This window comes from Streptomyces sp. NPDC047453, assembly GCF_040643155.1.
In the GTDB taxonomy this organism is placed as follows: Bacteria; Actinomycetota; Actinomycetes; order Streptomycetales; family Streptomycetaceae; genus Streptomyces.
This window is the reverse complement of record NZ_JBEYTS010000044.1, coordinates 31,859-57,653: the sequence shown is the minus strand read 5'-3', so window position 1 is coordinate 57,653 and position 25,795 is coordinate 31,859. Positions and strand designations below refer to the sequence as shown.

Sequence of the window (25,795 nt, the reverse complement as noted above, 5' to 3'; positions counted from 1 at the left end):
TGCAGGGGGGACCCTGTGGGAGAGTAGGACGCCGCCGAACAAATGTTGAAGAAAACCCCCGTGTCATTCGGCACGGGGGTTTTCTGCGTTTACGCTCGGTCGGCCGGCACTCGCTTAGGCTCGTACTCATGCGCTACGACCTCGTCATCTTCGACAACGACGGCGTCCTCGTCGACAGTGAGCCCATCTCCAACCGGCTCCTCGCCGCCTACCTCAGCGAGTTGGGGCACCCCACCTCGTACGAGGACTCCATCCGTGACTACATGGGGTCGGCGATGCACCGGATCCACGACCTCGTCCTGGAGCGGACGGGGAAGCGGCTGCCGGACGACTTCGACGACGTCTTCCACGCCCGTGTCTTCGCCGCGTTCCGGCGGGAGTTGAAGCCGGTGGCCGGTGCCGCCGACGTACTGGAGAAGCTGACGGTGGAGGGGACGCCGTACTGCGTCGCGTCCTCGGGGAGTCATGAGCGGATCCGGGTGGGACACCGGACCACCGGACTTGACCGGTGGTTCGACGAGGAGCGGATCTTCAGTTCGCAGGACGTGGGCCGGGGCAAGCCGGCGCCGGACCTGTTCCTCCACGCGGCCGACCGGATGGGAGTGGCCCCCGAGCGGTGCGTCGTCGTCGAGGACTCCCCGCTGGGTGTGCGGGCCGCCGTCGCGGCCGGGATGGACGTCTACGGGTTCACCGCGATGACCCCGGCCGCGAAGCTCGTGGACGCCACCCAACTCTTCTCGCGCATGGAGGAATTGGCGGACCTGCTGACATGACGCCGGCCACCGCCGCCGCACTGACAATTGTCATGCGGAACTCCGGACGATCGTTTCTACTGGCGGACCCCCCTCGCCCGCGAAGCTTTGAGCGTGACGACGAACACGAAGCGCGCGAACCTCGCCCCTCTGCTCGTGGATGTGGCGGTGCCGGTCGGCGGGTACTACCTGCTCAAGAACGGATTCGGGATGAGCACGCTGGCTGCCTTGGGGTGGAGCAGCGTGGTCCCCGCCCTGCGGACCGGGTGGGCCGCGGCCAGGGAGCGCAGGGTCAACGGGCTCGCCGCGCTCATCCTGTTCGTCAACGTGGTCGGGCTGCTGCTCAGTTTCGTCGCCGGTGACCCGCGGCTGATGCTCGCCAAGGACAGCGGCGTCAGCAGCGCGATCGGCATCGGCATCCTGGTGTCCGTGGCGCTGGGCAGGCCGATGATGACCGCAGCCATGAAGCCCTGGCTGGTGAAGGGCGACGCGAGGCGGGAGGCCGCCTGGGCACGACTGGCCGCCGAATCCGCGGACTTCCGGCGGGCGGAGAAGGTCTTCTCGCTGGTGTGGGGCGTGGTGCTGCTCGCGGAGTGCGTGGTGCGGGTCGTGGGCGCCTACACGGTGCCGGTGGACACCATGCTGTGGCTCGGCACCGTGATCATGGCGGTCACGATGGTGCTCGGGTTCCTCCTGAGCGGTGCTCTCGCCGCCGGGCCGATGACGTACATGCTGATGGCCGAGCTGAAAGCCGAGACGGATGCCGAAGCCACGCAGGTCCAGGAGCCCGCCGACGCCCAGGAGCCCGCCATGGCCCAGAAGGCCCCGAAGGGGCTCACCCTCGCCCGAAGCTGAGCAGAATTCATCTTTCACCGGACCTACCCACAGGTAGCCCAGGGCCCTACGCTCGCCGCCATGACAGATGTGCTGCGGCGCGGTAGGGCCTCGCTGGCGTTCAGCTTCTTCGCGCAGGGCGTCGCCTTCGCTCTCCTCGTGACGCGCATCCCGGCCATCCAGGGCCGGTACGGGGTCTCCGACGCGCTGCTGCCGGTCTTCCTGGCCGCCGTGCCGATCCTCGCCGGTATCGGCAGCACGACCACCGAGCAACTGGTGAAACGCGTCCGGCCCAGTCGGCTGCTGCGCTGGTCCCAGCCCGTCGTCCTCCTGTCCCTGCTCGGTGTCGGGGCGGGCGGCCGGGTCGCCGAACTGGGCGTCGCGCTGGCCGCGTTCGGGCTGGCCGTGGGGATGCTGGACGCCTCGATGAACATGCTCGGGGTGAGCCTCCAGCGGGCGTACGGCCGCAGCATCATGCTCGGTTTCCACGCCGTCTACAGCCTCGGCGGGATCGGGGGTGCCTCGCTGGCCTGGGCCGGGGCGCACTGGCACCTGGCGCTGTGGGTGTCGTACCTGCCGGTGGTGGCGGTGCTGCTGCCGGCGGTCCTCGTGGGCAGCCGGGGGTACGTCGACGCCGCCGCCGCGTCGGACGAGGCCGGCGGGGAGGCCGGGGAAGGCGGTGGGACCGTCGTGTTCCGGCTGCTGCTCCCGCTGTGTCTGGTGATGACGTTCGCGTACATCGGGGACTCGACCGTCTCCAACTGGAGCGCGAAGTACCTCCAGGACACGCTGGGCAGCTCCGAGCAACTGGCGACGGTGCCGTACAACGTCTACATGGTCACCACGCTGCTGGGGCGGGCCATCGGGGACACCGGGGTGCGGCGGTTCGGTGCCGTGGCCGTCGTACGGCTGGGCGCGCTGGTGGCGGCGCTGGGGTTCGCGGTGGTCGCCGGGGCGCCCGGGCCCTGGGTGGGCATGCTCGGGTTCACGCTGCTGGGACTGGGCCTGTGCGTGCTGGTGCCGCAGACCTTCGCCGCGGCCGGGCGCCTGTTCCCGGGTGCCTCGGACAAGGCCGTCGCACGGCTCAACATCTTCAACTACGTGGGTTTCCTGGTCGGCTCGCCGCTGGTGGGGGCGCTGGGCGACGCGTGGAGCTACCGCGGGGCGATGCTGGTGCCCATGGTGTTGGTGCTGGTGACGTCGGTGTGCGCCGGGTCGTTCGCGCCGCGACCGGACCGATACGGTGGCGGTCATGAGCGGCCGCGCACAGCTGATGTGGGACGAGGCAGTAACGGGCTATGACTTCGGTCGGGACCACCCGATGGACCCGGTCCGTCTCGTCCTGACCCGGAAACTGGTCGGCGCGCTCGGACTCGACCGGGAGACGCGGCTGGTGGCGGCCAGGCCGGCCGGTGACTCGACGCTGCGGCTGGTCCACCGGGAGGACTACATCGCCGCGGTGAAGGCCGCGTCGGCGGACCCGGGATCGGCCGACGGGACGTACGGGCTGGGGACGTTGGACGATCCGGCGTTCGCCGGGATGCACGAGGTGTCCGCGCTGATCGCGGGGCAGTCGGTGGCGGCGGCGGAGGCCGTGTGGCGCGGGGACGCGCTGCACGCGGTGAACTTCGCGGGCGGGCTGCACCACGCGATGCCGGGTGCCGCGTCGGGCTTCTGCGTCTACAACGACGCCGCGCTGGCGATCGCGCGACTGCTGGAGCTGGGTGCCGAGCGGGTCGTGTACGTCGACACCGACGTGCACCACGGGGACGGGGTGCAGACCGCGTTCTGGGAGGACCCGCGGGTGCTGACGATCTCGGTGCACGAGCATCCCCGGACCCTGTTCCCGCAGACGGGATGGCCGCAGGAGACCGGGGCCCCGTCCGCCGAGGGATCGGCCGTGAACGTGGCGCTGCCGGCGGGGACCGGGGACGCCGGGTGGCTGCGGGCGTTCCACGCGGTGGTGCCGGAACTGGTCGCCGACTTCCGGCCGCAGGTGCTGGTCACCCAGCACGGGGCGGACACGCACTTCGAGGATCCGCTGGCGCATCTGGCAGTGTCGCTGGACGCGCAGCGGGCGGTGCAGATGGCGTGCCACGAGCTGGCCCACGAGCACGCCGAGGGGCGGTGGGTCGCGCTGGGCGGAGGCGGGTACGCGGTGGTGGACGTCGTACCCCGGTCGTGGACGCATCTGGTGGGGATCGCGGCGGGGCGGCCGGTGGAGCCGGAGACGGTGATTCCCGAGAGCTGGCGGCAGGCGGTGTACGCGCGGACACGGCAGTTGGGCCCGATGCGGATGACCGACGGGCGGTGGCCGGTGTCCTGGGCGGACTGGGAGGCGGGGTACGACCCGGCGGACCGGCTGGACCAGTCGATCCTGGCGACCCGGCGGGCGGTGTTCCCGCTGCGGGGCCTGCTGCCGTAGCGCCGGTCGCCGCACTAGGCCGACTGTGCGGTGTTCCGGGGTTCTCGGGACGACCGCGGGGGGCGTGCGTCAGCATCGCTCGGGTGTTGAGCATCGCGGCGCTGCGCGCCCATCTGGTGAGGGCCCGTCTCGCCGGGATGGTGACCACGACGCGGGAGGCCGGCCTGCGCAGCTATCGGCTGTTCGCGGCCCGGGACCCCCGGGTGCTGATCGGGATCGACCCCGAAGGGCCTTGGCAGCAGCGGGACTTGATCGACCTGATGGCGCGCAGGTGTGGTGTTTCGGCCGATCCGCGTCACACTTTCGGCCCCGATGCCATCGACCCGGATCTGACGCTGGCCGCGCTGGACGCCTTCGCGGACCGGCTCGGTGCGGCGGCGCGGCGCGGCGCCCCCGTGCTCCTCGGCACCGGGCACCCGCACCGGCTGCTCGGTTTCTACGCCGCGCTGGCGGACGCCCTGTCGGCGGCGGGGTGTACCGTCCTCACCCCCGCGCAGGGTCGCTGTGTCGACATAACGACCCGGTTCGGTCTACGCACGTGCCGCCTCGAGTACGTACGAGGAGTCGCCCTGGTCCGGCCTTCCGGCGCCGAACGCTCCGGTTGTGAGCCCGGCGCGCACACGCATTCACCGCTCCCGGTTCGGCTGGCGCTCGCGGCGGCGGCCGACGTCGGCGGCCCGCTGCCGGAACTGGTGATCGGGGATCACGGCTGGGTCTGCGGTGCAGGTCAGCTGGGGTTCGACGCCATGGGGCCGGCCGATACGAACGACCCCGCGCTCTTCGTCGGGCAGGCGGAGGGGCGGGTGTCCGTCGTCGTTCCACTTGATGACGGCGTACGGCCCGCCTACTACCGCCCGCTGGCCCGCTACGTACTCAATCGCGCGTGTCTGTCACAGTAGGCCGCCGATGGTCCACCTCTTCCCCACTCGCATCACCCGCCCCTAGTCTGGGGAGTGAGCACGCAGCGACGAAGAGTCACCGGAAGGGGAAGCCGGTGGCCGTCGAGTGCGGAAGGTTCAGGTGTGTCATGGCTGCAGCTGGCGAAAGGCCTCTGAACGAGGTTCAGTTCCTTACCGTGGCGGAAGTCGCCTCGGTCATGCGAGTGTCGAAGATGACCGTGTACCGCCTGGTGCACAGCGGTCATCTGCCCGCGATCCGGGTGGGGCGGTCCTTCCGCGTCCCGGAGCAAGCGGTTCACGAGTACCTCCGCGAGAGCTACGTGGGGGTGGAAACCGCCTGACGGCGATCAGGAGGGGTCCGTGAAGGACACCAGGGAACACTTCCGGATCCCTCCGGACACCTCGATTACGACCTCAGCGCTCGGGCGGGTAGGCTAGCCCCTCGTAGGTCGTGTGGGCCCATGGCGCCCAAACACCGAGTGATGAGAAGTGAGCGAGGGTAGTCGTGGGCTCTGTTATCAAGAAGCGGCGCAAGCGGATGGCCAAGAAGAAGCACCGCAAGCTGCTCAAGCGCACCCGCGTCCAGCGTCGCAACAAGAAGTAGACGCCGGTCGCGCGAGGTACGCGCCAACGCGAAAGCGTGTCTGTGGCCCCCCACCGCATCCGGTGGGGGGTCGCGTGCGTCCGGGGCCGGCCGGCCGCGGGGCGGCTCGATCCCGTTCGCACGCACGTACCTGCCGTCACGTCGCGCATCGAGAGGTCGCCGCAGCGCGACCTCGACCCGATAGGTTGGCCGCACACGGGGAACCCGGCGGTGATCCGGGCGGGAAGGAAGGCGCTGATCTTGGGACAGGTCGTGCTCGTGACCGGAGTGGCCCGTCAGCTCGCGGGCCGGTTCGTACGGCGCATCCAGCGTGACCCGGAGGTCGACCGGGTGGTCGCCGTGGACGCGGTCCCGCCCGAGCACCATCTGGGCGGCGCCGACTTCGTCCAGGCGGACATCCGGCAGCCCACGATCGCGCGGGTGCTCGCCGAGACGTCCGCCGACACGGTGGTGCACATGGACGTGACAGGCACCGCGCTGGGCAGCGGCAGCCGGGCCCTGGTCAAGGAGACCAACGTCATCGGCACCATGCAGCTGCTGGGCGCCTGCCAGAAGTCCCCGTCCGTCAAGCGGCTGGTGGTCAAGTCCAGCACCAACGTCTACGGCTCCGCGCCCCGGGACCCGGCGGTGTTCACCGAGACCACCCCGCCCAAGTCCCTGCCGAGCGGCGGCTTCGCGAAGGACACGGTCGAGGTCGAGGGGTATGTGCGGGGCTTCGCCAGGCGACGGCCGGACGTCGCCGTGTGCGTGCTCAGGTTCGCCAACATCCTCGGTCCGACGGCGGACACCCCGCTCGCCTCGTACTTCTCGCTGCCGGTGCTGCCGACGGTGTTCGGCTACGACCCGCGGTTGCAGTTCGTCCACGAGGACGACGTGATCGAGGTGCTGCGGATCGCCTCGCACGAGCCGCGCCGCGCCACCCTCAACAGCGGCACGTTCAACATCGCCGGCGACGGTGTGCTGCTGCTCTCGCAGTGCTCCCGGCGGCTGGGACGCCCCACGGTCCCGCTGCTGCTTCCCGCCGTGACGTGGGCGGGCTCGCTGGTGCGTACGCTGGGAATGACGGACTTCTCACCCGAGCAGATCCGACTTCTGACCCACGGCCGGGTCGTCTCGACGGACCAGATGCGCGAAACACTCGGCTTCGCACCCAAGTACACGACCGCGGAGACCTTCGCCGAATTCGCCCGCAGCCGCGGACCCGGGCTGCTGCCGCCGGAGGTCCTCGCGGGGGCAGTCGACCGGATCGCCGCCCTGTCCCACCCGGGCAGTGGCCACCCGACGCAGAGCGCCTACTGAGGAGCGCAACACCATGGCGGACGCCAAGGTCATTCCGTTCGACGACGACCGGTCCCGTGGAAGCGCCGGACAGCGGCCGTCGCGGCGCCGGAGCACGGGGAGCCGCCGCACCGGCGCCGAGTCGGCGGCGGTCGGCGAGGTGCAGCCCCTGCCCGCCAGGGGTGCCGCGCAGGATGACGCCCCCGTGACCAGTGAGGAAGAGCCGCCGAGCCGGCCGTCGCAGGACGGCGGTCTGGAGCGGCGCATCGCGAGCGGTCTGGCGTTCCTGCGCCGCCGCCTCACCGGGGACTACGACGTCGACGACTTCGGCTACGACGCCGAACTCACCGACCAGCTCCTGATGTCCCTGCTGCGGCCGCTGTACGAGAAGTACTTCCGGGTCGATGTGAAGGGCATCGAGAACATTTCCGCCGAGGGCGGCGCCCTGATCGTCGCCAACCACTCCGGCACGCTGCCACTGGACGGGCTGATGATGCAGGTCGCCGTCCACGACCGGCATCCCGCGGACCGGCATCTGCGGCTGCTCGCCGCCGACCTGGTGTTCGTGCTGCCGGTGGTCAACGAGCTCGCCCGCAAGCTCGGCCACACCCTCGCCTGCACCGAGGACGCCGAGCGGCTGCTCGGGCAGGGCGAGCTGGTCGGGGTGATGCCGGAGGGCTTCAAGGGCATCGGCAAGCCGTTCAGCGAGCGCTACAAGCTGCAGCGGTTCGGCCGCGGCGGCTTCGTGTCGACCGCGCTGCGCCAGGGCGTGCCGATCATCCCGTGCTCGATCGTCGGGGCCGAGGAGATCTACCCGATGATCGGCAACGCCAAGACCCTCGCGCGGCTGCTGGGCATCCCGTACTTCCCGCTGACGCCCACCTTCCCGTGGCTGGGGCCGCTGGGCGCGATCCCGCTGCCGACGAAGTGGACGATCCAGTTCGGCGAGCCCATCCCGACGGACGGGTATCCGCCGGAGGCGGCGGAGGATCCCATGCTGATGTTCAACCTGACCGACCAGGTCCGCGAACAGATCCAGCACACCCTCTACAAGCTGCTGGTGCAGCGCAGGTCGGTGTTCTTCTGACGGTGCCACGAAGGCGGGGGCACCCCTGGTGAGGGGTGCCCCCGCCTTCGTGGGGCTGTGCTCGGCACCGCCTACTTCGCGTCCTCCGCGTTGATGCCGAGGCCGGGCAGCAGGCCCGGGAGGAGCGGCGGGATCGTCACGTCGGGGCCGCTGGGGGGCGACTTGGTCGCGGACGGCGAGGCGCTGGTGCTGGGCTTCGGCGGGTCGAGCAGACCGCCGGTGGAGCCGCCGAGCAGCCCCTCGTCCTGGCTGCCGGAGCCGGCCGACGCGCTGGGGCTGTCGCTGCCGGTGTGGGGGCTGCCGGAGGCGGTGTCGCCGCCGGCGCTGGGCTGGGCCGAGTGCGCGGCGCCGGGCGAACCGGCGGACGGCGTCGGCCGGGGGCCGTACTGCTTGCCGTCACCGCCCGGGGCGGGGTGCTGCGGGAGCATCGACTGGAGCGGGGCGACCTCGTCGTCTATGGCGTCGAACACCGACGACACCTGCTGACTGACGTCGCCGAGCTGCACGGGGAGGCGGTCGCGGAGCGCGCCCCAGGCCTCGCGGTGGGACCGCGAGAAGGTGGAGAGGGCCTGGATGGGACGCAGGGAGTCGGGGTCGCGCTCGTACGCCTGGTGCAGCAGGCGGTGGCCCTCGGTGGCGTCGTGCTGCACCCCGGACAGGGTGCGGCGGATCTCGCCGAGCGACTCGTGGTCGAGCCCGCCGCCGCGGCCGCGCTCCATCAGCCTGCGGGCCTCGCTCAACCGGGTCGAGGCGAGGTCGAGGTAGGCCTGGCCCTGCTCGTCGGCGCCGTCGGTCAGGTAGGTGAGCTTGAAGTCCTCGATGCCGCGTTTGAGGCCGTACAGCGAGTCACCGGGGAGGGCGCTGGAGCTGGCGGCGGCCACTCCGCCGAAGGCTCCCGCGGCCACACCCACGCTGAGTCCGCCGGCGGCCAGCGACTTGCTCAGCCGCGTGCGCGGCCGCAGTTTCCCCAGGCCGCTCGCCCGGTGTGCGCCGCGCGCCCGTTGCCTGGGCACCGGTGGGTCACTCGCCTCGCCCGCCGCGGTGCTCTCCTGGAGCATGGCCTCCATCGCGGCCACCAGGCGGGCCCGCTGGACGACCTTGACCTCGGGGTCCAGCTCCGGCCGCGGCAGCGCGTCCAGACCGGTGGCGAGGGCCAGCATGCGGCCCTGCTCGGTCTGTTCCGCGGCAGCCGGGGCCCGTGCCGGTCCTTCGGCCTGTTCGGCCGCCGTGCCCCGGTCGGACAGTTCTTCCAGGGACTGGGCGAAGGCGTTCGCCCGCCGGTGCGCCGATACGTTCGCGATCACTGGCGGCACCTCCTCTCGTCATGACGGTCGGCTCCCCGGGGGTCCTGAGGGTGCACGTCCACAGCCGCTTTCTTCCGATCGGTCGATCAGGATTGGCCAAGGCGTGACCACAGGGAGCCTCTATCCCGCACAACGAGCGGCGCGGCACTTGGGTTACGGACCCGGGCTGATCGGATCGAGAAGTCAACACGCCTCGACGGAGCGTGAGTTGAGAGTCGCGGAGCGTGTGCGCGGCTCAGCGTGCGTCGTCGGGGAGAAGCCGGGCCAGGGTGCGCACGGCCCGGTACTGAAGGGTCTTGATGGCACCCTCGTTCTTGCCCATCACTCGGGCGGTCTCCGCGACGGACAGGCCCTGGAGGAAGCGGAGCGTGACGCACTCCTGCTGCTGCGGGTTGAGCCGTCGTACGGCGTCCAGGAGGGCGGCGTTTGACAGGGACTCGAGGACGGAGTCCTCGGGGGAGCGCTCGACCTCGTTGGCGTCGAGCATCTCGCCGGTGGTGACCTCGAGCCGGAACCGGCTGGACTTGAAGTGGTCGGCGACGAGGTTGCGGGCGATGGTGACCAGCCAGGCGCCGAAGTCGCGGCCCTGCCAGGTGAAGGTGCCGATGCGGCGCAGGGCGCGCAGAAAGGTCTCGCTGGTGAGGTCCTCGGCCGTCGCCTTGCCGCCGACGCGGTAGTAGATGTACCGGTACACGGTGTCGCTGTACTGGTCGTAGAGCCGTCCGAAGGCGTCGGCCTCGCCGGCCTGGGCGCGCTCGACCAGCTCCATCATCCGGGCGCTGTCGCTGTCCGCGGCGGGGCGCCGGACGGTGGCCGCCGCGGCCGGGCGTCCTCGCCGGCCGCCCGCCCGCCCGTCGCCGGCTCGTCGCCCCTCGACCACGGCGCTGCGAGTCGGCACCTGCTCCATGCCGTCGGCCAGCGCGTAGGCCGGACCTACCGGCGCGGCGGTGGCGAATACGGGGCCGGCGTACGCGGTGGGGACGAGACCGCGCAGCAGGTCCAGGACCGTTGCGCGGAGCGTAGCCAGGCCCGAGGCGTCAACCCCGACGTGTGGGTACACGGGACTCCCAGAGGCAGAGCTTCCATCACGTGCAGTGCGGAACCGTTCACCCGTCGTAGCGACGATGGGGTACCGGTTTGCGTCTGAGGAGAATAACGCTTCGTGCAGGTGCTGCTACACCGAGTTGCTCAAATCATCGATTCCGTCGCTTCCGTAACCGATTGGCATGCGTTCGCACGTCGGAGGGCGACCGTTTGCTGACCGATCTGTTCCGTCTTCGGTATATGTCTGGGGCGCATGCTGGCGATGCACCGCCAAGTCGAATGGCCAGAACGGCATGGGCGTACGTTCGGTCAATTGCCCGCGGATCCGGGTGCGCCGCACGAAAACGACCGGCGAAGGCCCGTACCGCCACTGGGCGGCACGGGCTGCGGGCGGTACGGACGGCGGCGCGGCCGCGGCGCGGGCGGTGAGCGGCCGGTGACGAGTGGGGGAGTGGTGGCGGTGCGGTATGCCGGTGTCAGCGGCGGCGGCGGTGCAGGGCGATGGCCGCCGCGGTGCCGCCGGCGACGGCGCCGACGCCGGCCGCCGCGGGGATGCCGACCTTGGCCGCCTTGCGGCCGGTGCGGTAGTCGCGCAGGCGCCAGTCCATCGCGCGGGCGTGGCGGCGGAGTTTGGCGTCGGGGTTGATGGCGTAGGGGTGGCCGACCAGGGACAGCATGGGGATGTCGTTGTGGGAGTCGCTGTAGGCGGCGCAGCGGGTCAGGTCCAGGGCCTCCGCCGCGGCCAGGGCGCGTACCGCCTCGGCCTTCGCCGGGCCGTGCAGCGGCTCGCCGACCAGCCGGCCGGTGTAGACGCCGTCGACGGACTCCGCCACCGTGCCGAGCGCGCCGGTCAGGCCCAGGCGGCGGGCGATGACCTGGGCGATCTCCACCGGCGCGGCTGTGACCAACCACACCTTCTGACCGGCGTCCAGGTGGGCCTCGGCGAGTGCGCGCGTGCCCGGCCAGATCCGCTCGGCCATGTACTCGTCGTAGATCTCCTCGCCGATGGACTTCAGCTCGGCGACCCGGTGGCCCTTCACGATCGACAGCGCCGAGTCGCGGGCGTCCTGCATGTGCTCGGGGTCCTCCACCCCGGCCAGCCGGAACCACGCCTGCTGCCAGGCGAACTTGGCGAGGTCGCGCGTGTCGAAGAACTTCCGCTTGTACAGGCCCCGGCCGAAGTGGAACAGCGCGGCACCCTGCATGACGGTGTTGTCGAGGTCGAAGAAGGCGGCGGCCCGCTCGTCCCCGTGCACCGGGAACTCCGACGCCTCCTGCGGGGCCGGCGGGACGCCCGCTTCCTGCGAGGATTTGCGCGCTGCCTCCGCAGAGGCCTCGCCTGCCAACACGCTTCGCGCCGTGGCGGAGCGCCTACGGGAAGTGAGCCATCCGAGAGCGGCCATGGCGTGAGCATAGCCAGTTGGCCGGGTGGTTCCGGAGTCGAGAGGTTTCGCGGCCCGTGAACTCTTCGCGACGGGGTCGTTGCGGCGGTCCGCGCCGGCGGGGTTCCGCGGGCCCGTGCCGGAGCGACAATGGCCGACATGAGTCCCATCTTCCGCCGCAAGTCCCCGGGGCCCCAGGGGCGGCTCGTCACCCTCGTCCGCAAGCCGGGCTGCCACCTGTGCGACGACGCGCAGGCCGTCGTGGAGAAGGTCTGCGCCGACCTGGGCGTCGCCTGGGAGCAGAAGGACATCACCCAGGATCCGGAGCTGTACGACCAGTACTGGGAGCAGATTCCGGTTGTACTCGTCGACGGTGAACAACACACCTTCTGGCGGGTGAACGAGGAGCGGTTGCGCAAGGAGCTCGCGGGCTGATCGGGACTGACCGAGGAGTCCAAACTGGCCGGAAGTCGCCTAGGATCGATGGCGTCTTGGTCTCGGGGGTGGGGATCGTAGAGGAGAGTGTGCGGTTTTGCCCCCAACAACGAAGGCACGGTGGTGCGGATGTGGCGGTTCCCAACATCCGCGCCGGGGGTGCGTGACCCCGGTCACGTTGGCCGGGCAAATCGGACACCATCTTTGTGCACACGTTCACAAAGACATAGCCTGCTGTCGACGGGGCGGTCTGGGGACATATGACCGCCCGCAGCCCCGCTCTACCCGCAGGAGCACCGTGGCAACTGGCCGAACTCACCGACCGGCGACCCGTAGCCGAGGGATTCCCGAGGCCACCGTCGCCAGGCTTCCGCTGTACCTCCGAGCCCTGACCGCACTGTCGGAGCGCTCGGTGCCCACGGTCTCCTCCGAGGAGCTCGCGGCCGCGGCGGGGGTCAATTCCGCCAAGCTGCGCAAGGACTTCTCCTACCTCGGCTCCTACGGGACCCGCGGGGTCGGCTACGACGTCGAGTATCTCGTGTACCAGATCTCCCGCGAACTGGGGCTCACCCAGGACTGGCCGGTTGTGATCGTCGGTATCGGAAACCTCGGCGCCGCCCTCGCCAACTACGGCGGCTTCGCCTCCCGCGGCTTCCGCGTCGCCGCGCTCATCGACGCCGACCCCGCGATGGCCGGCCGGCCCGTCGCCGGCATCCCGGTCCAGCACGCCGACGAGCTGGAGAAGATCATCCGGGACAACGGCGTCTCGATCGGCGTGATCTCGACCCCCGCGGGCGCCGCCCAGCAGGTCTGCGACCGGCTGGTGGCCGCCGGTGTCACCTCCATCCTGAACTTCGCGCCGACCGTGCTGTCCGTCCCGGACGGCGTCGACGTGCGCAAGGTCGACCTCTCCATCGAGCTTCAGATCCTCGCCTTCCACGAGCAGCGCAAAGCCGGTGAGGAGGCCGTCGCCGAGCGCGCCGTCCCGCCCGCCGCCGCGGTCCGCGACGAGTCCACCGACCAGGGCCCGGACGGGGATGTCCCCGCCGTGATGCCGGCATGAGTCTCCTCGTCGTCGGACTGAGCCACCGCAGCGCCCCGGTCAGCCTCCTGGAGCGCGCCTCGCTGAGCGCGGACGGCCAGGACAAGCTGCTCCAGGACACGGTCGCCGCCGAGCCGGCCACCGAGGCCGCCGTCCTCGCCACCTGCAACCGCATCGAGCTGTACGCCGACGTGGACAAGTTCCACGCCGGTGTCGCCGAGCTGTCCACGCTGCTCGCCCAGCACAGCGGGGTCGGTCTGGAGGAGCTCACCCCGTACCTCTACGTGCACTACGAGGACCGGGCCGTCCACCACCTGTTCTCGGTGGCCTGCGGCCTGGACTCGATGGTCGTCGGCGAGGGCCAGATCCTCGGCCAGATCAAGAACTCCCTGGCCCGCGCCCAGGACCTGCACACCGCCGGGCGCCTGCTGAACGACCTGTTCCAGCAGGCCCTGCGGGTCGGCAAGCGCGCCCACTCCGAGACCGGCATCGACCGCGCCGGGCAGTCCCTGGTCACCTTCGGCCTGGAGCAGCTGTCCGCGGGCGCGGACGTGCAGGCCTGGGCGCGCGGCAAGAAGGCCCTGGTCATCGGCGCCGGCTCGATGTCGTCGCTGGCCGCCGCCACCCTCGCCCGGGTCGGCGTCGGCGAGATAGTGATCGCCAACCGTACGCAGGACCGGGCCGAGCGCCTCGTCCAGATCCTCACCGAGGACGACGGCACGGACGCGTTGGCCCGCGCGGTACCGATGGACGCGGTGCCGCTCGAGCTGACACGTGCAGATGTCGCCGTCTCCTGCACCGGCGCGACGGGACTCGTCCTGACCGCCGAGACGGTCGCCGCCGCGGTCGAGGGCCGTACCGGGGCGCCCGTCACCGTGGCGCGGGCCGCCGGGCAAGAGCACGGCAGCGGCCGTACGGCGGTGCGGACGGACGTCCGCGAGACCCCCCTGCCGCCCGTGGGTGCCGCCGGTGCCGACGAGAACTGCCCGCTGGACCTCGCCGCCGCCGAGCCCGGCTTCTCCCTGATGGGCGAGTCCGCCGTGGCCGGCCTTGACGCGGCCACCCTGGAGCAGCACGGGACCTGGGTCGATGGGGGTACCGCCCTGCTCGAGCGGAGCCGAGAGCTTGGGGGAGGGACCGCCGACCGCCGCGAGTCCGCCCGTGCCGAGGCCGACCCGGAGGCCGACGCCGAGCTGATCACCGCTCTCGCCGCGACCGTGGCCGGCGCCGGCCGGATCCCCGAGTACCGCAGGCCCGAGCCGGTCGCCGTCGCACCGCGCCCCGAGCCGGCCCTGTTCGTGCTGGACCTCGCCATGCCGCGCGACGTCGACGCGGCCGTGCACCGGCTCGCCGGGGCGCGCCTGGTGGACATCGAGTCGCTCGCCGAGGCTTCCGCCGACGCTCCGATGGCCGCCGACGTCGACCAGGTCCGCCGTATCGTCTCCGACGAGGTCGCGGCCTTCGGAGCGGCCCTGCGGGCGGCGCACATCACACCCACCGTCGTCGCGCTGCGCACCATGGCCGCCGACGTCGTGAGCAGCGAGATCGCCCGCCTGGAGGGGCGGCTGCCCAGCCTCGACGACAAGCACCGGGCGGAGATCACCCAGACCGTCCGGCGGGTCGTGGACAAGCTGCTGCACGCGCCGACAGTCAGGGTCAAGCAGCTCGCGGCCGAGCCCGGCGGCGTCGGATACGCGGACGCGCTGCGCACCCTGTTCGACCTGGACCCCGAGACGGTCGCCTCCGTCTCCCGGGCCGACCGCGATTCCGAAGACTCCGAGAAGCACGACGACTCCGAGAAGCACAGCAAGAACCGAGGGCCAGCATGACTGAGAAGGCACTGAGGCTCGGGACCAGGCGCAGCAAGCTCGCCATGGCCCAGTCCGGGTTGGTGGCGGACGCCGTGAGCCAGGTGACCGGACGGCCTGTCGAGCTCGTCCCGGTCACCACCTACGGCGACATCTCCCGCGAGCACCTCGCACAGATCGGCGGCACGGGTGTGTTCGTGGCCGCGCTGCGCGAGGCGTTGCAGCGGGGCGAGGTGGACTTCGCGGTTCATTCGCTCAAGGACCTGCCCACCACGCAGCCCGAGGACCTGGTCCTGGCCGCCGTACCCGAGCGCGAGGACCCGCGCGACGTGCTCGTCGCCCGGGATGCGCTGAAGTTCACCGACCTGCCCCGCGGGGCGCGCATCGGTACGGGCTCGCCGCGCCGCATGGCCCAGCTGAACGCGTACGCCCGCGCCCACGGCCTGGACATCGAGACGGTCCCGATCCGGGGCAACGTCGACACCCGCATCGGCTTCGTCAAGAACGGCGAGCTCGACGCGGTGGTGCTCGCCGCCGCCGGGCTGAACCGGGTCGGCCGGAGCGAGGAGGCGACCGACTTCCTGTCGGTCGACACGATTCTGCCCGCCCCCGGCCAGGGGGCCCTGGCGGTCGAGTGCAGGGCGGGGCACACCGCCCAAGACGCTGCCCTCGCCGCCGAGCTCGCCGAGCTCGACGACCCGCACACGCGGGCCGCCGTGACCGCCGAGAGGTCACTGCTCGCCGCCCTGGAGGCCGGTTGCAGCGCCCCCGTGGGCGCGCTGGCCGACCTGTTGGGCGACGGGCAGATTGTCAAGGAAATGCGCCTGCGGGGCGTCGTCGGCAGGCCCGACGGCTCCGCACTGGTGCAGCTGTCCACCACTGGTCCCGTGCCCCAGACGCACGAGCAGGCGATGGCACTCGGTCGCGAACTCGCCACCGAGATGCTCGCCCAGGGCGCGGCCGGTCTGATGGGGGAGCGAGCACAGTGAGCCCCACCACCCTTCCCGCCTGTCCCGAACACGGGCACGTCACCTTCCTCGGTGCCGGACCCGGAGATCCGGGACTGCTCACACTGCGCGCCGTGGAGGCGCTGGCCAACGCGGACGTCCTCGTCGCCGAGCACGAGGTGCTCGACGTCGTGCGCACGCACGCCAGGCAGGGCGTCGCCGTCGTGCATACGGACCCGGGTCCTTCGGCGGACTCGCATCCGGGCACGGGCACACCCCAGCTCACGGTTGTTGACGGCACGTCAACAACCACTGGGATCCCCGCGGTGCGGGATGCCGCACATCTTGTCATGGAGGCCGCGCGGGGCGGCAGGCGGGTCGTCCGTGCGGTGTCCGGGGACCCGGGACTCGACACGTACGCCGCGGAGGAGATGCTCGCCTGCGCCGCCGCGGGCGTTCCCTTCGAAGTCGTCCCCGGCATCGCGGCCGCCGTCGGCGTGCCCGCGTACGCCGGGGTGCCGCTGCGCGACGCCCAGGGCACCGACGTGCGGTTCGTCGACGCCCGTACGGCCTCCGACCGCTGCTGGACCGAGGTCGGCGCCTCGGACGGCACGGTCGTCGTGTCGACCACGCTCGACTCGGTCGCCGCGGCGGCCGGCGAACTGGTCTCGGCGGGCCGCAAGCCCGACACCCCGATGACGGTGACGGTCGCCGGTACGACCACCCGCCAGCGCACCTGGGCGGCGACACTCGGCACGATCGCGCAGACCCTGAAGCAGGCCAAGGTCCTGCCGTCCCCGGACGGCGGGCGCCCGGTGATAGCCGTGGTCGGCGAGCGCAGCGCGACCGCGCAGCGCGACCAGCTCTCGTGGTTCGAGTCCAAGCCGCTGTTCGGGTGGAAGGTCCTCGTGCCGCGCACCAAGGAGCAGGCGGCCTCGCTCTCCGACCAGCTGCGGTCCTACGGAGCCGTGCCGCACGAGGTCCCGACGATCGCCGTCGAGCCGCCGCGCACGCCCCAGCAGATGGAGCGCGCGGTGAAGGGCCTGGTGACCGGCCGCTACGAATGGATCGCGTTCACCTCGGTCAACGCGGTGAAGGCGGTGCGGGAGAAGTTCGAGGAGTACGGCCTCGACGCCCGGGCCTTCGCGGGCATAAAGGTGGCCGCGGTCGGCGACCAGACCGCGAAGGCGCTGATCGCCTTCGGTGTGAAGCCGGACCTGGTGCCGAGCGGCGAGCAGTCGGCCGCGGGCCTGCTGGAGGACTGGCCGCCGTACGACCCGGTCTTCGACCCGATCGACCGTGTCTTCCTGCCCCGCGCGGACATCGCCACGGAGACCCTCGTGGCGGGCCTGATCGAACTGGGCTGGGAGGTCGACGACGTCACGGCCTACCGCACGGTCCGCGCCTCTCCGCCCCCGGCGGAGACCCGCGAGGCCATCAAGGGCGGCGGCTTCGACGCGGTGATGTTCACGTCGTCGTCCACGGTGCGGAACCTGGTCGGCATCGCGGGCAAGCCGCACAACGTGACGGTGATCGCCTGCATCGGCCCGGCCACGGCGAAGACCGCCGAGGAGCACGGCCTGCGGGTGGACGTGATGGCTCCCGAGCCGTCCGTCCACAAGCTGGCCGAGGCCCTGGCCGACTTCGGCGCGAGGCGCCGCCTGGCGGCCCTGGAAGCGGGCGACCCGGTGACCCGCCCGAGCGAACGGCGCCCGGGGGCGCGGAGGCGCCGCTCGTCGACGTGAGTGCGATGTGAGTGCTGAGTGAGCTGGTGGCGGAACGTGCCGTACGGGCGCGTTCCGCCACCAGCTCGTTTGCGTGAACCCCGGCGCCGTCGTGGGCCGGTCCTTCACTGCCCGGGGTTCGCGGTGTTCACGGAGGCTTTCGCGAGGTCCAGTCCGCGGAGGATGCGGGCCAGGTCGGCGGGTTCGGCCGCGAGGCGGACCGGTGTGCCGGCGTCGTCGAGTTCGGCGACGTCCCAGCGTCCGTCCACGGGGTCGGAGCTCCGGGCGCGTCGCACGTTCTTGAGGGTGAGCCGCTCCACCGGTATCGGCCTCGTCGCGAACCGGCCGGGACCGGGCGCCACAGCGGGAGGGCCGCCGTCCAGGACGACGTGCGTGCCGAAGCCGCGCGGGTTGTAGTCGGTGTCCTCCAGGAAGCGGGCGGGCAGGAACTCCTCCTCGTTCTCCTGCGCGGCGGACTTCCCGGTCGCTGCTCCTGGCGCGGAGGCAGAAGTGGTGTGCCAGGCCCCGGCGAACAGGCCCAGCGTGACCAGCGAACCCACGGCGAGCCACGTGATCGCCACGGACGAGGAGAACAGGGTCGTGGGGTGGAGGTAGCAGAGCGGCAGGAGCCACAGGGCGGTGGCGACGAGCGCGCCCCCGAACGGGAGGGCCGGCGGGAGCTCCCTGTCGTCGCGCAGCCGGCGCCCGAGCAGGCTCAGCAGCGAGTGGGCTGCCGGGTAGCACGCGGCGAGAGCGAACGCGGCCGCGAAGACGGCCGTGCCCCCGGCCGTGGGGATGTCCCGGCGCCACACGTGGTTCTTTCCGGCGACCTTCATCACCTGGCCGCGCCAGAGGGTCAGTTCGACACTGCCACCGCCCTCGAATTCCAGGGCGGCGTCGCGCGGGACCTCGAGTCGCTCCAGCGGCCGGCCGTCGGTGAAGTACAGCCAGCTGGGCCGCTTGGGCAGGTTGTCCTCGGTCCGCGAGATCACGGCCGGAACCGTGGTCAGGCACTCGTCGTGCTCCGTGGCGGGCGTCCCTGCGGTGCACGCGGTGGCCGACTTCCACGCCTGTTCGTACGACGCGGTCTCGGACACGGACCCCGCGGCCATGGCCGCGCACGCGAGCAGCACAGGGCACAGGACCAGCAACCCTGGCCAGCCGCGCCGCGGGGTGCGGTACGACACGGCGGGGACCTTGCTCGACTCCGTGGCTTCGTAGCGGCGGTGCAGTGCGCGGAGCGCCTCCACCTCGGTGTCGAAGTCCGGGTCGTCGGACGACCGGCTCCGCGGCGGGGGCAGGAGCCGCTCACGTCCGTCGTGCAGTACCAGGCTGACGCGACGGGGCTTGTGGGCTAAGGGAGTTCGCGCGGACTTCCGGTGCACGCGCAGTTCGGCGATGTCGCCCCACGGCAGGCTCCGGCGGCGCAGCAGCGTCCGGGAGTGCAGACCGCGGGCGTCGGCGCTCACCCGGACAAAGGGTCACAGGACGCGTCTCCAGCGGGGACGGCAGGTCATGTTCCAGACATCGGCCATGCGCGGCATCCTGCCATCAGCCTGGCCGGCACCTGCTGGTGCGGCGGTCCGGGCCCCTGCCGGAGGCCCGGACCCGTTCACGTGTCGTGGGAGCTGTTACGCCACGGTTCGGATGAGCTTCTTGTTGACGAACTCCTCGATTCCGGGGCGGCCGAGTTCGCGGCCGAAGCCGGAGCGCTTGATGCCGCCGAAGGGCAGTTCCGCGCCCTCGGCGCCGACGCCGTTGACGAAGACCATGCCGGCCTCGATGCGGTCGGCGACGCGTTCGGCCTGCGCGGGGTCGGTGGTGAAGACGTAGGACCCGAGGCCGTAGGGGGTGTCGTTGGCGATGCGCAGGGCGTCGTCCTCGTCGGCCGCCGGGAAGACCATCGCGACCGGTCCGAAGAGTTCCTGGCGGGCGGCGGTGTGTTCGGTGGTGAGCCCGGTGAGGACTCCGGCCGGGAAGTAGGCCCCGTGCCGTTCGCCCTCGCTGTGGAGCGTGGCGCCCTGGGCGACCGCCTCGTCCACCTGACGGCCGAGGTTCGCGGCGGCGGCGGCCGACGACAGCGGGGCACCGGTCTCGCCGGCGAGCAGCCGCGCGGTGAACTTCTCGACGAACGCGTCGTAGAGGTCCTCGACGACGACGAACCGCTTGGCGGCGTTGCAGGCCTGGCCGGTGTTGTCGAGCCGGGCCGCGACGGCGGCCTCGACGACCGCGTCGAGGTCGTCGGTGGACAGCACGATGAACGGGTCGGAGCCGCCGAGTTCGAGAACGACGCGCTTCAGGTGCCGCCCGGCGATCTCGGCGACGGCGGCCCCGGCCCGCTCCGAGCCGGTCAGCGAGACGCCCTGGACCCGCGGGTCGGCGATCACCTCGGCGATCTGCTCGTTGGTGGCGTACACGTTGACGTACGCGCCGGCCGGGAAGCCGGCCTTGGTGAACAGCTTCTCCAGCAGCGCCGCGGTGGCCGGGCACTGGGGGGCGTGCTTGAGGACGATGGTGTTGCCGAGCGCGAGGTTCGGGGCGGCGAACCGGGCCACCTGGTAGGCCGGGAAGTTCCACGGCATGATGCCGAGCAGGACGCCCACCGGGCTGCGCCGGACGACGGCGCTGCCCGGACCGGAGGTGACGTCGAGCGGCTCGTCGGCGAGGAACGCCTCGGCGTGGTCGGCGTAGTAGTGGTAGATGTCGGCGCAGAAGCCGACCTCGCCCTCGGCTTCGGCGAGCGGCTTGCCCATCTCGCGCACGATGCTCGCGGCCAGTTCGGCCTGGTGCTCCGTGTGCAGGTCGCCGAGCCGGCGCAGCAGCGCGGAGCGCTCGGCCACGGAGCTGGTACGGCCCCAGGAGGTGGCCGCGTGGGCGGCGGCGACGGCATCCGCGATCTCGGCGTCGGTGGCGGTCGGGTAGGTCTCGGCGACTTCGCCGGTGGTGGGGTCGGTGACGGCGTACATCAGGCCTCCGGAAAGTGGTCGGGTACGGGGCGGCTGTCGGTCACGGGGCGGCTCACGGGGTCAGGATCGTCCTGACCCCGGTGTTCGACCTGAGATCGTCGAACGCCTCCGCCGTCTCCCGCAGCGGCCGGGTCCTGCCGATCAGGTCGTCCAGCGGCAGCCGGCCCGCCAGGTAGAGGCGGGCCAGTTTGGGGATGTCGATCTCCCCGACGCTGGAGCCGTAGTTGCAACCGAGGATACGTTTGCCCTGATCGGCGAGGTCGAACAGGTTGAACGAACCGGTCGCTCCGGTCGGTGCCATCCCGACCAGGACCGCCGCGCCGCCCGAGGTGAGCATGGCCGGGAGGGTTTCGACGACCTTGGGGCTCCCGATCGCCTCGAAGGCGTAGTCCACCCCGCCGAGCTCCTCCTGGCACCAGGCGGCGACGTCGGTTCCGGCGCCGTCGAGGGTGTGGGTGGCGCCGAACCGCTCGGCCACGGCGAGCCGTTCGGGGGAGAGGTCGACGGCGACGACGGGGTCGGCGCCCACCAGGCGAAGACCCATCACCACGCTGAGCCCCACGCCGCCCGTACCGACGACGACCGCGGACTCGCCGGGACGGACCCGGGCGGTGTTCATGACCGCGCCGATGCCGGTCGTGATGGAGCAGCCGAGGAGGGCGCCGATGCTGAACGGCAGTTCCTCGGGGACCTTCACCGCCGCCGACTCGGGTACGACCAGCCGGTCCGTGAACGCCCCCAGGCCCAGGTAGGGCCACACCGGGTCGCCCTCGGCGTCCGTGAACGGGGTGGTCCCGTCGGGCAGCGTGTTGGCGACGGCCTTGGTGCCGGTGCACAGCCACGCCATTCCGGCCACGCACTTGCGGCAGCGCCGGCACGGCGCGAACCAGGACAGCACGACGTGGTCGCCGGGCCGTACGGAGGTGACGCCGGCGCCGACCGCGGTGACCACTCCGGCCGCCTCGTGCCCGAGCACGAGCGGCCGGTCGGTCGGCCAGTCACCGGTCACGATGTGCAGGTCCGAGTGGCACACGCCGGCCGCGCGCACGTCGATCTCGACCTCGCCCGGCCCGGCGGACCTGAGGGAGACGTCCTGCGACCGCAGCCCGGAGAACGGGTCGAAGACGATGGCCGGGGAGAGTTTCGAGGGCATCAGGACACCTTCACCTTTTCGGGGGCCGGGTTCTGGGGGAGCTGGGTGTGAGGCTTGGCGACCGCGACGTAGACGAGACCGATGGCGAAGAGCACGGAGAAGACCAGGATCACGGCCCAGACCTGGATCCAGCTGCCGCCGGCCGGGGCGAGTTCGGCGCGGGGCCAGGCGATGTTGACCGCCTCGAAGAGCAGCCACACCACGGCGAGCACGTTGACCACCAGGCCGGTGCGTCCCAGCCGCAGTTCTCCGGCGGAGGCGTTCCACCGGCCGCTCAACCGGGCGGCGAGCGCCACGACCGCGACGGTCAGGAAGATGAAGTAGAAGCCGCCGGAGCCGAAGGCGATCAGGGTCGCCGCGGCGTTGCCGTTCAGACCGAGCAGCAGTCCGAGGCCGGCCAGCACGGCCGTCGCGATGAGCGAGATGTACGGGATCTGCCGCGGGCCGACGGTGGCGAGCGTCGAGGAGAAGGGCAGCTGCCGGTCGCGGGCGAACGAGAAGACGGCTCGCCCGATGTACGTCTGGATCGAGATGGCGCACGCGAAGAACGCGATCAGAACGACGACGACGAACGGCTTCTCGCTCCATCCGCCCAGCCCGTCCGACACGGCGGCGAGGACCGGATCCGCCGTCCGGCCGGACACGGCGTCCTCGGGCCGGCGCAGCGAGAGCGTCACCGCGAGCCCGGTCAGCAGGACCGTGAAGGCGACGAACACATAGGCGCGCAGCAGCGCCCGCGGCACGCTGCGCCGCGGCTGCTCGGTCTCCTCGGCGACCTGCGTGGTCGCGTCGAAGCCGAGGAAGGCCCAGCCGGCCACCGCGAGACAGGTCAGGAAACCGGCCAGGACGGACCCCTTGGAGGCGGCCTCGGCTCCCAGCGTCTCGAACAGGATCCCGAAGCCGTTGTGGCGCACGAAGAACAGCAGGATCACGCTGATGGCGATGGAGGCGACGCCTTCGGCGAGGATGCCCGCGTTGAGGAAGTGCTTCACCGGGTTGACGCCGAGCAGGTTGATCGCGAGCGCCACGGCGATGAAGACCACGCCGAGGAGTACGTGGGTCGTCGCCGACGGTGTCCCGTCACCGAAGAGCATGTGCAGCCAGCTCGCCCCCAGGTAGGCCACCGTGGCCAGGGACGCGACGGCCGAGGCGAGATAGATCCAGCCCACCAGCCAGCCCAGTCGGGGTCCGCCCAGCCGGCGCACCCACTGGTAGACCCCGCCCGTCATGGGGAACTGGGAGGACAGTTCGGCGTAGACGACGGCGGTCAGCAGCTGGCCGAGGAAGGCCGCGACGACCGCCCAGATCCACGCGGGGCCCGCGAAGACGAACCCGAGCTGGACGACGGCGTAGACGCCGACCACGGGGGAGATGGTCGCGAACCCGATCGCGAACACGGCCCACGGGGACAGGGTGCGTTTCAGCTCCTGCCGATAGCCGTACTCGGCGAGGTCACCGGCGTCGGTGTGAGTGTCGTTCACATGCGTCTCCTGACGGTGGTGCGTGCCGGAGGTGCCGGCTCGGCCGGGACGGGGCCGAGCCCTGTCGCCGGGGTGAGATCCCCTTGATCAGCGGCTTCCTGACGTCCACGGTTATTGGCCGCGTGGCCAATTTCCTAATTGGTCGCATACTCAATAACATTCCGGGCATGACGTCAAGGGGTCCGGGCAAGCGAGTCCGCAAGGCGCCGGCCGAGCGCCGCAACGAGATCGTCACCAGTGCCGCGCGGATCGGACTCACCGAAGGGCTGGAGTGCGTCACCCTGCGGCGGATCGCCGACGAGCTCGGCGTCCAGTCCGGACTCGTCGGCCACTACTTCCCCGCGGCCGACAAGCTCGTGGCCGAGGCCTTCACCAGCGCCACGATGGCCGAACTCGACAGCCTGCTCCCGGAAGGGCCGTTGGAGGGATCAGCGGAGGGACCGGCCGACTCCGGCGCCGACAGTCCGCTGCGCACACTCCGGCGTTTCTTCACCCTGATCTCCAGCGCCGACTTCGACAACGTCAGCAGGCTCTGGCTCAACGCGCGGCATCTGTCGCGCTACCGCCCCGTACTCCACGAGCACGTCGTGGACCAGGAACTGCTCTGGTGCCGACGCATAGAACGGCTCATCACGGCCGGAGTGGAGACCCGGGACTTCCGCTGCGGCGACCCCTGGGCGGCGGCCGTGCGCATTCTCGTCGTGATCGACGGAACCAGCGCCTACATCAACACCAGCGCCGACCGCCGCGCGGCGCCGATCGCCGACATGGTCCGCACCTTCGCCGAGGCCGAACTCGGGCTGGCGGCCGGCGCTCTGGAATCGTCCTGACGCACGGCGGGGGCAGTGCGGCACCGCGGCGCCCGCCCCGCCGACCCCGTGGCGTCTGCGCACACCCCCTCCGCGGGGCCCACCCCGGCCGACTCCCCGTCGGCAAAGGCATCGGGGCGGCGGGCGTAGCGTAGAGGGCATGACGAAGTACGGATCCTTTCCCGGTACGCGTCCTCGCCGGCTGCGCACCACCCCCGCCATGCGGCGCATGGTCGCCGAGACCCGGCTGCACCCGGCGGACCTCATCCTCCCCGCGTTCGTCCGCGAGGGCGTGAGCGAGCCCGTGCCGATCTCGGCGATGCCCGGGGTGGTGCAGCACACCCGCGACAGCCTGAAGAAGGCGGCCGCCGAGGCGGTGGAGGCCGGGATCTCCGGGATCATGCTGTTCGGGGTGCCGGAGGAGGGCAAGAAGGACGGCCTCGGGTCGGCGGGGACGGACCCGGACGGGATCCTCCAGGTCGCGCTGCGCGATGTGCGCGCCGAGGTCGGGGACGAGCTGCTCGTCATGTCCGACCTGTGCCTCGACGAGTTCACCGACCACGGTCACTGCGGCGTCCTCGACGCCGAGGGCCGGGTCGACAACGACGCGACGCTCGAGCGGTACGCCGAGATGGCCCAGGTCCAGGCCGACGCCGGCGCCCATGTCGTGGGCCCCAGCGGGATGATGGACGGGCAGATCGGTGTCATCCGGGACGCGCTGGACCAGATCGGCCGGGAGGACGTGGCCGTCCTCGCCTACACCGCCAAGTACTCGTCCGCGTTCTACGGGCCCTTCCGGGAGGCGGTCGGCTCCTCGTTGCAGGGGGATCGCAAGACCTATCAGCAGGATCCGGCGAACCTGAGGGAGTCGCTGCGGGAGCTGGCCCTCGACCTGGAGGAGGGCGCCGACATGGTGATGGTCAAGCCGGCCGGTCCCTACCTCGACGTCCTCGCCCGGGTCGCCGACGCCGTGGACGTGCCGGTCGCCGCCTACCAGATCTCCGGCGAGTACTCGATGATCGAGGCCGCCGCCGAGAAGGGCTGGGTCGACCGGGACCGGGCCATCCTGGAGTCCCTGACCGGGATCAAGCGGGCCGGGGCGCGCAACATCCTCACCTACTGGGCCACCGAGGTCGCGCAGAAGCTGCGCTGACCCAGCCACCCCGCCGGGCCGCCCTGCTTCCGCACGGGCGGCCCCGTCGCGTCGTGACCCTCCGCGGTCCGCGGAGGGTCAGGAACCCGTGCCCCGTTCGCCTTCGCCGCGCCGGCCGCGGGAACCTCCGCCCGCCGACGCCCGGGCCGTGCCGTCGCCGCCGCCGTGCGAGGCGGCGTGCTGGTTCAGCACCTTCATGATCTCCATGGCCAGGGACTCCGCCAGGGCGGGCGCGAGGGATTCCGCCAACGCGGTCGCCAGGAACTGCGCGAACAGCGCCTTCTCCAGTTCCGAGGACCGGGAGTGGGCCGGCCGGGAAAGGGACGTCGCGGCGGCTTCCAGCAGAGCCGCCGCCAGCGGGTCCTTCCCATGCCTCATACCGGTACCGGTGTGCGGAATCCCGGACTCGCGCACCATTTCCTCGAAGACCTCGTCGATGAAGGTCTCTAGGGGATCCCGTTCCGTCTCTCCGCCGGACTCAGCTGCCATTTGTGGTTCCTCAAGTTCGATTGCCGTACGGGACCCGCCCCCCGACGCCGGTGAGCGCGGCCGTCGGAGGGCGGGGTGTCGCCAGCTCCTAGCGCCGGGCGGCCAGCGCGGCGAGCAGCAGGGGGTGCTGGATCGTCGAGCCCCCGCGCTCCTCGCGGCGGCGCATGAGCATGGCGAGC

The 25,795-nt window shown here is 71.6% G+C and carries 24 protein-coding genes; 16 read left to right on the top strand and 8 right to left on the bottom strand.

The window, feature by feature from the left end:
* The first annotated feature begins 128 nt into the window (after positions 1 to 128).
* From ABZ818_RS29440 to ABZ818_RS29400, 9 genes are all read left to right on the top strand, one after another.
* Positions 129 to 773 carry an HAD family hydrolase gene (locus ABZ818_RS29440; protein WP_361421040.1) on the top strand — a complete coding sequence of 215 codons (645 nt, stop codon included), beginning with the start codon at positions 129 to 131 and terminating at the stop codon, positions 771 to 773.
* A gap of 87 nt (positions 774 to 860) precedes the next feature.
* Positions 861 to 1,607, top strand: coding sequence for a VC0807 family protein (locus ABZ818_RS29435; protein WP_361421037.1), 747 nt, complete (start codon positions 861 to 863; stop codon positions 1,605 to 1,607).
* A 60-nt stretch (positions 1,608 to 1,667) separates the two neighbouring features.
* A complete protein-coding gene (locus ABZ818_RS29430; protein ID WP_361421033.1) occupies positions 1,668 to 2,888 on the top strand; it encodes an MFS transporter in 1,221 nt (406 codons plus the stop codon).
* Positions 2,839 to 4,011 (top strand): acetoin utilization protein AcuC, encoded by a 1,173-nt coding sequence (locus tag ABZ818_RS29425; RefSeq protein WP_361421030.1) that lies wholly within the window; start codon positions 2,839 to 2,841, stop codon positions 4,009 to 4,011. The genes ABZ818_RS29430 and ABZ818_RS29425 overlap by 50 nt, the downstream gene beginning before the upstream one ends.
* An 83-nt stretch (positions 4,012 to 4,094) precedes the next feature.
* Positions 4,095 to 4,910 carry a phosphatase gene (locus tag ABZ818_RS29420; RefSeq protein WP_361421027.1) on the top strand — a complete coding sequence of 272 codons (816 nt, stop codon included), beginning with the start codon at positions 4,095 to 4,097 and terminating at the stop codon, positions 4,908 to 4,910.
* Between the two features lie 128 nt (positions 4,911 to 5,038).
* The gene (locus tag ABZ818_RS29415; RefSeq protein ID WP_004984898.1) at positions 5,039 to 5,251 is read left to right on the top strand and encodes a helix-turn-helix domain-containing protein; all 213 of its coding nucleotides are present in this window, start codon (positions 5,039 to 5,041) and stop codon (positions 5,249 to 5,251) included.
* 164 nt (positions 5,252 to 5,415) lie between these two features.
* On the top strand, positions 5,416 to 5,514 hold the full coding sequence (locus ABZ818_RS29410; RefSeq protein WP_003948845.1) for an AURKAIP1/COX24 domain-containing protein: 99 nt from the start codon (positions 5,416 to 5,418) through the stop codon (positions 5,512 to 5,514).
* A 240-nt stretch (positions 5,515 to 5,754) separates the two neighbouring features.
* A complete protein-coding gene (locus ABZ818_RS29405) occupies positions 5,755 to 6,813 on the top strand; it encodes an NAD-dependent epimerase/dehydratase family protein (RefSeq protein ID WP_361421024.1) in 1,059 nt (352 codons plus the stop codon).
* Between the two features lie 13 nt (positions 6,814 to 6,826).
* Complete coding sequence (locus tag ABZ818_RS29400) at positions 6,827 to 7,879, top strand: lysophospholipid acyltransferase family protein (RefSeq protein ID WP_361421021.1); 1,053 nt, start codon at positions 6,827 to 6,829, stop codon at positions 7,877 to 7,879.
* 71 nt (positions 7,880 to 7,950) lie between these two features.
* Here the strand turns inward: ABZ818_RS29400 and ABZ818_RS29395 are convergent, their stop codons facing one another.
* The 3 genes from ABZ818_RS29395 to ABZ818_RS29385 form a co-directional block, all read right to left on the bottom strand.
* Positions 7,951 to 9,183 (bottom strand): DUF5667 domain-containing protein, encoded by a 1,233-nt coding sequence (locus ABZ818_RS29395; protein WP_361421018.1) that lies wholly within the window; start codon positions 9,181 to 9,183, stop codon positions 7,951 to 7,953.
* Positions 9,184 to 9,418: 235 nt separating this feature from the next.
* Positions 9,419 to 10,243: an ECF subfamily RNA polymerase sigma factor, BldN family gene (locus ABZ818_RS29390; RefSeq protein ID WP_361421015.1), complete on the bottom strand. Its 825-nt coding sequence runs from the start codon at positions 10,241 to 10,243 to the stop codon at positions 9,419 to 9,421.
* 460 nt (positions 10,244 to 10,703) lie between these two features.
* Positions 10,704 to 11,630, bottom strand: a complete 927-nt coding sequence (locus ABZ818_RS29385; protein ID WP_361421012.1) for an HAD-IB family hydrolase — start codon at positions 11,628 to 11,630, stop codon at positions 10,704 to 10,706.
* A gap of 129 nt (positions 11,631 to 11,759) precedes the next feature.
* Here ABZ818_RS29385 and ABZ818_RS29380 point away from each other — a divergent pair, with 129 nt between their 5' ends.
* From ABZ818_RS29380 to ABZ818_RS29360, 5 genes are all read left to right on the top strand, one after another.
* Positions 11,760 to 12,044 (top strand): glutaredoxin family protein, encoded by a 285-nt coding sequence (locus ABZ818_RS29380; RefSeq protein ID WP_361421009.1) that lies wholly within the window; start codon positions 11,760 to 11,762, stop codon positions 12,042 to 12,044.
* Between the two features lie 298 nt (positions 12,045 to 12,342).
* Positions 12,343 to 13,107, top strand: a complete 765-nt coding sequence (locus tag ABZ818_RS29375) for a redox-sensing transcriptional repressor Rex (protein ID WP_361421006.1) — start codon at positions 12,343 to 12,345, stop codon at positions 13,105 to 13,107.
* On the top strand, positions 13,104 to 14,915 hold the full coding sequence (locus tag ABZ818_RS29370) for a glutamyl-tRNA reductase (protein WP_361421003.1): 1,812 nt from the start codon (positions 13,104 to 13,106) through the stop codon (positions 14,913 to 14,915). The genes ABZ818_RS29375 and ABZ818_RS29370 overlap by 4 nt, the downstream gene beginning before the upstream one ends.
* The gene (gene hemC, locus ABZ818_RS29365) at positions 14,912 to 15,883 is read left to right on the top strand and encodes a hydroxymethylbilane synthase (RefSeq protein ID WP_361421000.1); all 972 of its coding nucleotides are present in this window, start codon (positions 14,912 to 14,914) and stop codon (positions 15,881 to 15,883) included. Before ABZ818_RS29370 ends, hemC begins: the two co-directional genes overlap by 4 nt.
* On the top strand, positions 15,880 to 17,586 hold the full coding sequence (locus ABZ818_RS29360) for a bifunctional uroporphyrinogen-III C-methyltransferase/uroporphyrinogen-III synthase (protein WP_361420997.1): 1,707 nt from the start codon (positions 15,880 to 15,882) through the stop codon (positions 17,584 to 17,586). The genes hemC and ABZ818_RS29360 overlap by 4 nt, the downstream gene beginning before the upstream one ends.
* 104 nt (positions 17,587 to 17,690) lie before the next feature.
* On the opposite strand, the gene ABZ818_RS29355 is transcribed toward ABZ818_RS29360, so the two are convergent.
* From ABZ818_RS29355 to ABZ818_RS29340, 4 genes are all read right to left on the bottom strand, one after another.
* Complete coding sequence (locus ABZ818_RS29355; protein ID WP_361420994.1) at positions 17,691 to 19,034, bottom strand: PH domain-containing protein; 1,344 nt, start codon at positions 19,032 to 19,034, stop codon at positions 17,691 to 17,693.
* 162 nt (positions 19,035 to 19,196) lie between these two features.
* Positions 19,197 to 20,531, bottom strand: coding sequence for an NAD-dependent succinate-semialdehyde dehydrogenase (locus tag ABZ818_RS29350; protein WP_361420991.1), 1,335 nt, complete (start codon positions 20,529 to 20,531; stop codon positions 19,197 to 19,199).
* Positions 20,532 to 20,583: 52 nt separating this feature from the next.
* The gene (locus ABZ818_RS29345; RefSeq protein WP_361420988.1) at positions 20,584 to 21,684 is read right to left on the bottom strand and encodes an alcohol dehydrogenase catalytic domain-containing protein; all 1,101 of its coding nucleotides are present in this window, start codon (positions 21,682 to 21,684) and stop codon (positions 20,584 to 20,586) included.
* Positions 21,684 to 23,165: an APC family permease gene (locus ABZ818_RS29340; protein ID WP_361420985.1), complete on the bottom strand. Its 1,482-nt coding sequence runs from the start codon at positions 23,163 to 23,165 to the stop codon at positions 21,684 to 21,686. Before ABZ818_RS29340 ends, ABZ818_RS29345 begins: the two co-directional genes overlap by 1 nt.
* Positions 23,166 to 23,332: 167 nt before the next feature.
* Here ABZ818_RS29340 and ABZ818_RS29335 point away from each other — a divergent pair, with 167 nt between their 5' ends.
* Together ABZ818_RS29335 and hemB are read left to right on the top strand one after the other, a co-directional pair.
* The gene (locus ABZ818_RS29335; protein WP_361420982.1) at positions 23,333 to 23,995 is read left to right on the top strand and encodes a TetR family transcriptional regulator; all 663 of its coding nucleotides are present in this window, start codon (positions 23,333 to 23,335) and stop codon (positions 23,993 to 23,995) included.
* A 139-nt stretch (positions 23,996 to 24,134) separates the two neighbouring features.
* Positions 24,135 to 25,127 (top strand): porphobilinogen synthase, encoded by a 993-nt coding sequence (hemB, locus tag ABZ818_RS29330; protein WP_361420979.1) that lies wholly within the window; start codon positions 24,135 to 24,137, stop codon positions 25,125 to 25,127.
* Positions 25,128 to 25,205: 78 nt separating this feature from the next.
* Here hemB and ABZ818_RS29325 read toward each other — a convergent pair whose 3' ends face one another.
* Positions 25,206 to 25,616 carry a hypothetical protein gene (locus ABZ818_RS29325; RefSeq protein ID WP_361420976.1) on the bottom strand — a complete coding sequence of 137 codons (411 nt, stop codon included), beginning with the start codon at positions 25,614 to 25,616 and terminating at the stop codon, positions 25,206 to 25,208.
* Positions 25,617 to 25,795: the final 179 nt, after the last annotated feature.

What these genes read in the sequence shown, in the direction of transcription:
- ABZ818_RS29440 (WP_361421040.1), top strand. Translation starts at nt 129, where the DNA reads ATGCGCTACGACCTCGTCATCTTCGACAACGACGGCGTCCTCGTCGAC.
- ABZ818_RS29430 (WP_361421033.1), top strand. Translation starts at nt 1,668, where the DNA reads ATGACAGATGTGCTGCGGCGCGGTAGGGCCTCGCTGGCGTTCAGCTTC.
- ABZ818_RS29425 (WP_361421030.1), top strand. Translation starts at nt 2,839, where the DNA reads ATGAGCGGCCGCGCACAGCTGATGTGGGACGAGGCAGTAACGGGCTAT.
- ABZ818_RS29415 (WP_004984898.1), top strand. Translation starts at nt 5,039, where the DNA reads ATGGCTGCAGCTGGCGAAAGGCCTCTGAACGAGGTTCAGTTCCTTACC.
- ABZ818_RS29400 (WP_361421021.1), top strand. Translation starts at nt 6,827, where the DNA reads ATGGCGGACGCCAAGGTCATTCCGTTCGACGACGACCGGTCCCGTGGA.
- ABZ818_RS29385 (WP_361421012.1), bottom strand. Translation starts at nt 11,630, where the DNA reads ATGGCCGCTCTCGGATGGCTCACTTCCCGTAGGCGCTCCGCCACGGCG.
- ABZ818_RS29380 (WP_361421009.1), top strand. Translation starts at nt 11,760, where the DNA reads ATGGCCGACATGAGTCCCATCTTCCGCCGCAAGTCCCCGGGGCCCCAG.
- ABZ818_RS29370 (WP_361421003.1), top strand. Translation starts at nt 13,104, where the DNA reads ATGAGTCTCCTCGTCGTCGGACTGAGCCACCGCAGCGCCCCGGTCAGC.
- hemC (WP_361421000.1), top strand. Translation starts at nt 14,912, where the DNA reads ATGACTGAGAAGGCACTGAGGCTCGGGACCAGGCGCAGCAAGCTCGCC.
- ABZ818_RS29350 (WP_361420991.1), bottom strand. Translation starts at nt 20,531, where the DNA reads ATGTACGCCGTCACCGACCCCACCACCGGCGAAGTCGCCGAGACCTAC.
- ABZ818_RS29345 (WP_361420988.1), bottom strand. Translation starts at nt 21,684, where the DNA reads ATGCCCTCGAAACTCTCCCCGGCCATCGTCTTCGACCCGTTCTCCGGG.
- ABZ818_RS29335 (WP_361420982.1), top strand. Translation starts at nt 23,333, where the DNA reads ATGACGTCAAGGGGTCCGGGCAAGCGAGTCCGCAAGGCGCCGGCCGAG.
- hemB (WP_361420979.1), top strand. Translation starts at nt 24,135, where the DNA reads ATGACGAAGTACGGATCCTTTCCCGGTACGCGTCCTCGCCGGCTGCGC.
- ABZ818_RS29325 (WP_361420976.1), bottom strand. Translation starts at nt 25,616, where the DNA reads ATGGCAGCTGAGTCCGGCGGAGAGACGGAACGGGATCCCCTAGAGACC.